General features: G+C 64.2%; 5 protein-coding genes. 4 read left to right on the plus strand and 1 reads right to left on the minus strand.

Annotated features, from left to right (window positions below):
* Window positions 1-531 precede the first annotated feature (531 nt).
* The 4 genes from moaA to CIK76_RS12445 all read left to right on the plus strand — a co-directional run bounded on the left by moaA (window position 532) and on the right by CIK76_RS12445 (window position 6,838).
* Window positions 532-1,575: a GTP 3',8-cyclase MoaA gene (gene moaA, locus CIK76_RS12430; protein ID WP_255248454.1), complete on the plus strand. Its 1,044-nt coding sequence runs from the start codon at window positions 532-534 to the stop codon at window positions 1,573-1,575.
* Window positions 1,576-1,814: 239 nt separating this feature from the next.
* Window positions 1,815-3,182, plus strand: coding sequence for an MFS transporter (locus tag CIK76_RS12435; protein ID WP_096286914.1), 1,368 nt, complete (start codon window positions 1,815-1,817; stop codon window positions 3,180-3,182).
* Complete coding sequence (locus CIK76_RS12440) at window positions 3,183-5,333, plus strand: molybdopterin oxidoreductase family protein (RefSeq protein ID WP_096286916.1); 2,151 nt, start codon at window positions 3,183-3,185, stop codon at window positions 5,331-5,333. It abuts the gene before it with no gap.
* Entirely contained in the window at window positions 5,330-6,838 is a 1,509-nt protein-coding gene (locus tag CIK76_RS12445) for an FAD-dependent oxidoreductase (protein ID WP_255248455.1), read from the plus strand. Before CIK76_RS12440 ends, CIK76_RS12445 begins: the two co-directional genes overlap by 4 nt.
* 114 nt (window positions 6,839-6,952) lie before the next feature.
* Here CIK76_RS12445 and CIK76_RS19415 read toward each other — a convergent pair whose 3' ends face one another.
* A complete protein-coding gene (locus CIK76_RS19415) occupies window positions 6,953-7,117 on the minus strand; it encodes a hypothetical protein (RefSeq protein ID WP_176484196.1) in 165 nt (54 codons plus the stop codon).
* Window positions 7,118-7,267 lie beyond the last annotated feature (150 nt).

Below are 7,267 nucleotides of genomic sequence, written 5' to 3' on the forward strand. Positions count from 1 at the left end.
ACGCCCGGTAGATAGCGACCCAGAGCTGGGTGCCCGCCATAGACAGCTACGAGATTATCAACGGAATGTGACCTGCGCAACACTTTTTTGAAATAGCTTTTTCGCATCATGAACATTTTGCGCGCTCAGATTCGACCTCGTTTCGGCACCGACAAGTGCCGATGAGAAGCACCGGCGGAAGCCCAAGGAAGAAAAGAAATCCACCAAAACCTTGCGCCTGGGCCTGCCAGGGAAGGCGGATCAATCGAAGAAGCAAATGCAGCAGCCGCGCTGCCAGCGTCACTTCCGACGTCAAAGACGGCCGAAGTGATGCGGGTCAACGTGATCCAAGGTATTCTCGACTGAGAATCACTTGTCTCTTGCCGGCGCCCCTTTGGCGACATCGAATTTTCGCCGCGGACCATCGGCGGCCAGGCCTCAAGAATTCAAAGATGACCTACCACCTCGGTAGCTTCGCATATTGCGCGGATGCAGTCTCCCCCTGCCAATAACTTGAAGCCGCCCCATCAGTACTTTTTCAGGAGGTGCACCGTGGCTCTGAACGTAGATCCCATCAAAGTGGCAGACGCTCGCGGCCGAGCATTGCGAGACCTGCGGATCTCGGTGACCGACCGGTGCAATTTCCGTTGCGTCTACTGCATGCCCAAGGAAGTCTTCGGCAAGGATTTCCAGTTCCGCGAACGCTCGGAACTGCTGAGCTTCGAAGAAATTGAACGGCTTGCGGGGATCGCGGTATCCCTGGGGGTCAGCAAACTCCGACTCACCGGCGGCGAGCCGCTGCTGCGGCGCGGCATCGAGGACCTGATTTCCCGGCTGGCGGCGCTGCGCACGCCGGAAGGGAATCCGGTGGATCTCGCGATGACCACCAACGGGTCGGCCTTGGCCATCAAGGCGGCCGCGCTCAAAGAGGCCGGACTGAACCGCGTGACGGTATCTCTCGATTCGCTGGACAATGAGCGCTTTCAAGCCATCAACGACGTCAAGTTCCCGGTCGACAAGGTTCTTGCCGCCATCGACGCGGCTGCGCTAGCCGGCCTCGGCCCGGTGAAGATCAATACCGTGCTCAAGCGCGGAGTCAACGACGACGAAATCCTGGACCTCGCCGAGCACTTCCGCGGCAGCGGGCATGTGCTGCGCTTCATTGAATACATGGATGTCGGAGCCTCCAACCAGTGGCAGCTGGAAGAGGTTGTGCCCTCCGCCGAGGTGATCGAGCGGATCTCCGCCCGGCACCGGCTCGAACCCGCCGCTCCGACGCAAATGGGAGAGACCGCCAAACGCTGGAAGTACGCCGACGGGTCGGGGGAAATCGGCGTGATTTCCTCGGTCACCGGCGCCTTTTGCGGCGACTGCACCCGGGCCAGGGTCTCGGCCGAAGGCCGGCTGTACACCTGCCTCTTCGCCTCCGAAGGCACGGACCTGCGCGCCTTGCTGCGCTCCGAGGCCACCGACCGGGATATCGCCTTGGCGCTCGGCGGGCTGTGGAGCAAACGCGATGACAACTATTCGGAGCTGCGCGCCGCCTTGGAGCCAGGGGACCGCAAGCGCATCGAGATGTCGTATATCGGCGGGTAACTCCGTCGGCGCACCGCCTGAGACTCTCGGAAATATGAGCTGCCACTAGGCACAACACCGCTGATTTCGAACAAGTTACGTGGACCTATCGCCGCTGAGGCAAGCGCCGTGAATTTAAATTCCCTTGGGTGCAACACCGAGCGCACCTAGGCGAAATACCCCTCTGGAAAGCTGAAAGCACCAGCCAGCAGCGAGAGGGAACGATTCGCGTGAGTATCAAGATAGAGTCAGAACCCCAGATGGATCGCGGTGCCGCTACAGCCGACGCGTCGCTTCAATTGTCCAAGGGACGCTGGATCAACAACTGGGACGCCGAAGACCCGGCATTCTGGAATAGCGTGGGCCAGAAAACCGCGGCGATCAACCTTCGCTGGTCGATCTTCGCCGAATTCCTCGGCTTCGTGGTGTGGCAGCTATTCGCCATCGTTGCGGTATACCTGCCGGCGGCCGGTTTTGAATACAGCACCTCCCAGCTCTTCTGGCTGATCTCCATGCCAAGCCTTGTCGGTGCCACCCTGCGCATTCCCTATACCTTCATGGTGGCCCGATTCGGCGGACGCAACTGGACCGTCGTCTCGGCCTTGCTGCTGCTGATCCCGGCCGGTGGCCTGGCCCTTGCCGTGGCGAATACCAGCACCCCGTTCTGGGTCATGCTTTCGCTGGCAGGCCTTGCGGGGTTCGGCGGCGGCAACTTCGCTTCCTCGATGGCCAATATCACCTACTTCTACCCTGCGGCGCAGAAGGGTTGGGCCTTGGGCCTGAACGCCGCCGGCGGCAACCTCGGCGCGGCCGTGGCCCAGCTGCTGGTGCCGATCGCCATCACCATATTCGCCGCAGACTCCCTGCAGCTGCCGATGGCCGGCATCGTCTGGATCCCGTTCATCCTGCTCGCCGCCTTCGGCGCCCTGCGCAATATGCATAACCTGTCCAACGCGCGCTCGGATCTGCGCGGAGCGCTGGCCTGCCTGCGCGAGCCGCATCTATGGATCATCTCGTCCCTGTATATCGGCACCTTTGGTTCGTTCATTGGCTTCTCCGCGGTTTTCCCGAAGCTGATCGCAGATACCTTCACCGAATATTCGGGGTTCGCGCTGGGAACCGCCACGATCACCCTGGCTTTCCTCGGCCCGCTGGTCGGTTCGCTGGCCCGCCCCTACGGCGGCAAGCTCGCAGACCGCTTCGGCGGAGCGCGCATCACCCTGGCCTCCTTGTCGCTGATGGCGCTGATCACCGTGGGGCTGGTCCTCACCCTGTCCGCCACGAATTTCTGGGTGTTCCTGGGACTCTTCCTGGTCCTGTTCACCGCCAGCGGCGTAGGCAACGGCTCGACCTACCGCATGATCCCCGCCGTCTTCGCCCTGCGGGCGGACAACGGCCGAGACAGCGTCGGAGCGGCGCGTAAGTCCGCGGCCGCCTTGGGCCTGATCTCGGCCATCGGCGCCTACGGTGGATTCCTGGTCCCGCAGGCCCTGGGGCTTTCGGTCTCCAGAGCCGGATCCTACCTCCCGGCATTCTGCGTCTTCGTCGGGCTGTACCTGCTGCTGATGGCAGTGACCTGGTTCTGCTACGTACGCCGCGGCACCATCTTTGCACAGCAAGGAATCTAGATGGCCTCCCGCACCGATTCGCACTGCCCCTACTGCGCCTTGCAATGCGGCATCACCCTGGAATCTGCCGCCACCGCGCAGGCAGCCGAACCGGTGAAGCTGAAGGGGCGGAACTTCGAAACCAACGGCGGGGCGCTGTGCCGCAAGGGCCATAGCGCCGCCCGGTTGCTGGGCCACCCCGACCGGGTGACCGAGCCGCTGCTGCGCCAGTCAGATGGCTCCTTTGCGCCCATTCGTTGGGAAGAGGCACTGGATTTGATTGCCGAACGCGCCGCCGCCATCCGGGCCGCGCACGGCGCGGATGCGGTGGCGGTATTCGGCGCCGGCGGATTGACCAACGAGAAGGGCTACCAGCTGGGCAAGTTCGCCCGGTTGGCGCTGGGCACCTCGCGCATCGACTACAACGGCAGGTTCTGCATGTCCTCGGCCGCCATGGCCGGCAACCGCAGCTTCGGCTTGGACCGGGGGTTGCCATTCCCGCTGGCCGACCTCGACGGGGCCGGGATGATCCTGCTGCTCGGTTCCAATGTTGCGGACACCATGCCGCCGTTCGTCCGCCATCTGGAGGGCGCCCGGAGCAGCGGTGGGCTGATCGTGGTGGATCCGCGACGCTCGGCCACCGCCGAGCTCTCCGCCGACGGGGCCGGATGGCATCTGCAGCCCACCCCCGCCACCGATCTGCAGCTGCTGCTGGGCCTGTCCCATGTGCTGCTCACCGAATCGCTGGCCGATGCACGGTACCTCGAAAACCGGACCAACGGACTGGCGCAGCTGCGCAGCTCGCTGGCCGCGTGGTGGCCCGAACGGGTGGAACAAGCCACCGGTGTTCCCGCCGCCGAAATCCGCCGCACCGCACGCGCGCTGGCCAAAGCCGCAGACAGCGCCCGCGCAGGTGGCCGCCCGGTCTACATCCTCACCGGCCGCGGCGTCGAGCAGCATGCCAACGGCACCGACACGACCACCGCAGCCATCAATCTGGCGTTGCTGCTGGGCCTGCCCGGTAGCAACGCCGGAGGGTTCGGCACCATCACCGGACAGGGCAACGGACAGGGCGGACGCGAGCACGGGCAGAAGGCCGATCAGCTGCCCGGCTACCGCAAGATCACCGACCCGGAACACCGCAAGCACGTGGCCAAGGTCTGGGGAGTTGACCCGGAGATCATTCCCGGTCCCGGAATTCCCGCCACCGAATTGCTGCACACCTTGGGTACCGAGCAGGGCTCGCGCATGCTTTTGGTCCACGGTTCCAACCCGGCCGTTTCCTCCCCGGATGCCTCGCGGGTTATCGAGGGGTTGCGCCGGCTGGACTTCCTGGTGGTCTGCGATTTCTTCCTTTCCGAAACGGCATCCGAGGCGCATCTGGTGCTCCCGGTGCTGCAGTGGGCCGAGGAGGAAGGAACCATGACCAACTTGGAGGGGCGGGTGCTGCGCCGCCGGGCCGCCCTGGCCGCACCAGGCCAGGCACGCAGCGAACTGTGGATTCTGGCCGAACTCGCCAGGCGCCTGGACTCCCCCGGCCACTTCTCCACCGACGCCCGCGAGGTCTTCGAGGAGCTTCGCCGCGCCTCCGCCGGAGGGCTGGCGGACTACTCGGGCGTGGACTGGGATGACCTCGATGCGGGGGCTGCCATCTATTGGCCCTGCCCTGCCGCAGCAACAATTTCCCGGGAGCCGGGGGTCCGTTCGGGTACGCCGAGGCTCTTCCTGGAACGTTTTGCCCATCCCGATGGCAAGGCGAAGCTCGTCGCGGTCTATCCAGCGGCCACTGCGCCACAGGACTCCCGGCCCGGCGCAATATCACTAGTCACCGGCCGGTTGCTGGAACACTACCAGTCCGGTGCGCAAACCCGCCGTGTGGCCGAGCTGCAGGCGGCGGCCCCGGACGCCAGACTGGAAATCCATCCGGCCACCGCGCTGCGCCACGGCATCACCGACGGCCAGCGGGTGAAGGTGGGCAGCGGCCAAGGCGACATGGTCGCACGCGCCACGCTGACCACCAAGATTCGCCTGGACACCGTCTTCCTTCCCTTCCATTTTCCCGGCAAGAATAACGCGAACATCCTGACTCCCGCGGTCGTCGATCCGCTCAGCGCCATGCCCGAGTTCAAGCATGTCCCCGTCTCGCTATGCCCCTTAGGAGAAGAGTCTTGAGTTTGCAGACCAAGGAACGCATTGTCATCATCGGTTTCGGCCCGGTGGCTGCCTCCCTCGTTGAGGGACTGCTGCCCGCAGTGACCGCCGGAACCATAGAGCTGATCGTGGTGTCATCCGAAAAGCACCTGGCCTACAACCGCGTGCTGCTCGCGGAGCTCGCCGTCGGCGCCACCCGCGCCGAGCACCTGGGCATGGTCGATGAAACCCGCTTGCGCAATGCCGGGGTTGTCCTGCAATTGGGCCGCACCGTGAAGCGCGTAGACCGTTCCCGCCGCCAGGTCCTGCTCGAAGACGCCGGTCCGCTGAGCTACGACCGGTTGGTCTTCGCCACCGGCGCCCGGCCAACGATCCCCGCACTGAACGGGTTGAACTTCGACCCGCGTTCCGAGGCCAGACTCCCCCAGGGTGTGTTCGCACTGCGCACCCTGGAAGACGCGATGAACCTCAACAAGGTTCTGCAGGGCAACGGCCGGGTGCTGGTGCTCGGCGGCGGAGTCCTGGGCATCGAAGCGGCGCTGGCCATGGCCGAAGCCGGGCATCGGCCGGTGCTGATCCACCACGGGCCGGCCCCCTTGGGAAGGGTGGTGGATGCCGACGGCGGCACATTGCTGATCCGCAGCCTGCGCGCCGCCGGTGTCGAGGTGATCTCCGAGGCTCGCGCCACCGGAATCCAGAAGGATGAAACCGGATTCACCGGACTGGTCACGCAAACCCACGGCGTCATCGAAGGAGCAGCCCTGGTGCTGTCCACCGGAGTGCGTGCGCGCACCGAGCTGGCCTCCAGCTGCGGGCTAGCGGTCAACCGCGGAATCAAGACCAACGAATATCTCGCCGCGGACATCGAACATCGCATCTTCGCCATCGGCGACTGCGCCGAGGTCGCCGGCCAAGCGCCGGTGGGCCTGCTCGCCCCTGGCTGGGCCCAAGCAGGCTGGTTGGCCCAATATATGCTCAGCACCCCGGCTCCGGGACCGGCCGATCCAAGCCTGCACGATCCGATCAGCCTCGCACCTCCGTCCCTGGAATCCTCGGATGTCCTGATGCTCAAGGGCCAAGGACTTGAAGTGGCCGCGGGCGGAGACATCTCCGCCGGGCTTTGGGACGAGTCCGGCAGCCAGGTCACCGTCTTCGCCGATCCGGCAGAGGGCAAGTACCTGAAAATGGTGTCGCAGGCAGGGGTTCTCACCGGATTCCTCGCCATGGGGCTGCCGCGAACCAGCGCGGAATTGGTGCTCAGCTACGAACGCGGCAGCACGCTGCCCGCGGACCGTTCGACGCTGCTGCGGCTTGATGATCCCGGAATGCTGGAACCTGCGGGGGCACCGGGACCGGATGACCAGCTCTGCCGTTGCTCCGGAGCCACCCACGGCCAGGTGGCCCATGCGGTGGAGGCAGGGTGCGCCACGGTGGCCGAAGTGGGCGAGTCCTGCCGGGCAGGCACCGGTTGCGGCGGCTGCCGCGCGGTGATCGAAGCGCTGCTCAAGACGCCAGTTCCGGCGTGAAGACCGCCTGATCCGAAACCGGATACCGGCTGAGCGGTTGAAAGATCCCTTGCCTTCGCCGACGAGCTTGGGTGGGCCTCGCGAAATCCGTCAGTCGAATTTGATCTCGCATCACTACAGCGTGGAAACTTCTCGAAGTTTCCGAGCAATCTTCTGCCAGTTATTCAATTGCCCCTTGTCCAACGGCTCTTCCGGACTCGTTGCCCAGGTGGAAATGTCCGTACTGTCAATGGACTGCGCAAGGTAGCAAATGACTTGCCGCTTAGATTCGGTGGACATTTCTGCACCTATGTATTCGGCATTCTCTACATCGGCGATCCGGAAATTTTCAAGTCAAGTGAGACCACTAAGTCTTAGGCCAACATCTTTTCTCCATCTTCCTGCTTGATCGGTTCGTTAATCCAAGCCACTTCAGGCAGCAACATTTTC

Origin of the sequence: Glutamicibacter sp. BW80 (assembly GCF_002332385.1) — a bacterium.
Taxonomy (GTDB): Bacteria; Actinomycetota; Actinomycetes; order Actinomycetales; family Micrococcaceae; genus Glutamicibacter.

What these genes read in the sequence shown, in the direction of transcription:
- CIK76_RS12435 (WP_096286914.1), top strand. Translation starts at nt 1,815, where the DNA reads ATGGATCGCGGTGCCGCTACAGCCGACGCGTCGCTTCAATTGTCCAAG.
- CIK76_RS12440 (WP_096286916.1), top strand. Translation starts at nt 3,183, where the DNA reads ATGGCCTCCCGCACCGATTCGCACTGCCCCTACTGCGCCTTGCAATGC.
- CIK76_RS19415 (WP_176484196.1), bottom strand. Translation starts at nt 7,117, where the DNA reads ATGTCCACCGAATCTAAGCGGCAAGTCATTTGCTACCTTGCGCAGTCC.